The sequence below is a fragment of the uncultured Eudoraea sp. genome (genome assembly GCF_947258925.1).
In the GTDB taxonomy this organism is placed as follows: domain Bacteria; phylum Bacteroidota; class Bacteroidia; order Flavobacteriales; family Flavobacteriaceae; genus Eudoraea.
On record NZ_CAMYKG010000076.1, the window covers coordinates 1 to 2,372 of the forward strand.

Here is a 2,372-nt window from a genome sequence, read left to right on the forward strand (position 1 = left end):
TACTCCCGGACCAATGACTAAAAATGTTGTGGATAATGCAATATTATTATCTGCAATGACCGGCAGGGATGCAGCTGATAAAAAGTCTGTTAGTACCACTGAGGACTTTGTTGGGGCTGTTAAGGATTCAGGAAGCCTGACGGGAAAACGTTTAGGCGTTTTTAAAGATCTGTTGGAAACGGATTCTATTTATTTGAACACGGCTAATAAATTGAGAGACCTGGGGGCTGAAATAATTGAGTTTACTGCACCGGAAGTATCCATGGATGGGTTTCTTACGCTTCTTAATATTGATATGAAAAATGATCTTCCGAAATACCTTAATGACCAAGTCCGTAATAAAGAATTAATTCCTATGACAAACCTTAAGGATATTGTTGAGTTTAATCGGAGTGATTCGCTATTGAACATTCCTTACGGACAATCTATTTTTGAAGGAATTCTAAAAGATTCAACTAGTTTGGAAGAGCTTGAAATAATAAAGAATAGATTAGAAAATAATGGCAGAATATTTTTCGATACTGCCATGGATGGAGAAAATTTGGATGCTATTTTGTCTATAAACAACTATCATGCAGGGTATGCGGCAGTAGCTAAATATCCGGCATTGACCATTCCAATGGGATACAAGGAAACCGGAGAACCCATAAGTCTTACACTAATTGCGAAGCCGTTTAATGAGAGTAGCTTACTTCAATTGGGACGGGCATTCGAGGCAGCTACAAAAATTAGAAAACCACCCAAAACTTATAATTAACTTTAAAATTACTTACCTTTTCACTAAAATTTTGATGGTACTATAAACCACCAGGTATTATAAGTCTTAGTGATCCGGAAATTTGAATTTTAAAATAGGAATTTTGAATAAGGTCAAACTGCATATTTTACTTTTTATACTTCTCACAATTTTTGCACAAATAGAATCTATGGCGCAAAAAACCGATACCATAGTTCATAAAAATGGAAACATACTTAAGGGAGATTTTAAAAAAATGGAATATGGTATTGTTACCTGGAAAATGGATGGGATGGGAACAATAAATTTGGAGGAACCTTTTGTGGCTACAATAATTTCGCAAAAACAATTCGAGATTATAATGAAAAGTGGCATATTATATTATTCTTCTTTTGAAGCCTCTGATAGTGAAGGAGAAGTAATCATTACAGCGAACGGCAAGAAAGTATCCATTTTAATTGATAATATTGTTGAAATACATCCGATAAAAGGGAACTTTTGGCAGAAATTTTCAGGAAACTTAAGTTTGGGCGGTAATTTTTCAAAAAGTAGCAACCTAACGACAATAGCCTTATCAGGAAATTTAAATTTCAGGAATAAGAAAACTTCATTTAGTACGGACTGGTTTTTAAACTTGTCTTACCAGAATGACAGCCTGATTACCAACAACTCGGAAATTAATATAAGTTGGCAGCATTTGCTTAAAAATAAATGGTCTTCGTTGGTAGGTTTGGGGAGGAGTCAGAATTTGCAATTAGGTATAAAGGAAAGATACAATCTGAATTTAGGCGCAATTAAGGATGTTGCAAATAATACCTGGAGCCGGCTGTATGTAGCCGGGGCTTTGACGGGTATTAATGAAAAATCATTTGATACTAGTAGTCCGGCACAGCAGGATATTGCAGGGGTTATTCGTTTGGCGTATGATATTTTTAAGTATACAAACCCTAAAATCTCCCTAACGTCTAATGTAACATATATTCCCTATTTTACGGGTGATAGTAGATATAGAGCAAACTTTAACCTGAATCCTAGCATTAGTATAATAAACAACAATTTTAAAGTTGGTTTTACCTTTTACTACAATTACGATAGCAGGCCGCCTGCCAGTTCACTTTCCAATGAAGACTATGGTATAAACCTTCAATTGACCTATTCAATAAATTAGGAAAATTAAATAAGAAAAATTGTATATCCCGGGGAAGCAGATCAATAGATGAGCTCACTGATTTTCTCCCACAGGGTGTTGTCAAAACTAGATGGTCCAAGTAAACTCTCGCCGGCATCTTCCCCCATTCTAATTATTACCAATCCCAGGCTGGGAACAATGTAAAGTTTTTGATCATTTTTACCCAAACCCGAATAGGTATCAGGCGGGGCATTAGGAATTAGTGCTCCATTAAATACAAGTTGAACCGAGGGAGCCATATAACTTTCTTTCCCATTGAGCCACCATAGGTAACCATAGGATTTATTCAGCTCCTGGGAAGTGTTTTTCATTTGTGAAATATAATCTGAGTCTACTAAAATGGTCTCTCCATCCCAAACACCATTATTCAAATTAAGCAATCCAAACCTGGCCATACTTCGGGCCGAACTAAAATAGACATTGTTTAAGCCATTTGTGGATATCCAA

General features: G+C 35.9%; 2 protein-coding genes and 1 pseudogene. 2 read left to right on the forward strand and 1 reads right to left on the reverse strand.

Annotated elements, in window-relative coordinates:
- A partial coding sequence (locus tag Q0X77_RS15275) for an amidase family protein (protein WP_297798679.1) occupies positions 1–757 on the forward strand: 757 nt, incomplete at its 5' end.
- A 103-nt stretch (positions 758–860) separates the two neighbouring features.
- Complete coding sequence (locus Q0X77_RS15280; RefSeq protein WP_297798680.1) at positions 861–1,904, forward strand: DUF481 domain-containing protein; 1,044 nt, start codon at positions 861–863, stop codon at positions 1,902–1,904.
- 41 nt (positions 1,905–1,945) lie between these two features.
- On the opposite strand, the pseudogene Q0X77_RS15285 reads toward Q0X77_RS15280, so the two are convergent.
- Positions 1,946–2,372 (reverse strand): annotated as a pseudogene (locus Q0X77_RS15285) (serine hydrolase); the annotation flags it as partial.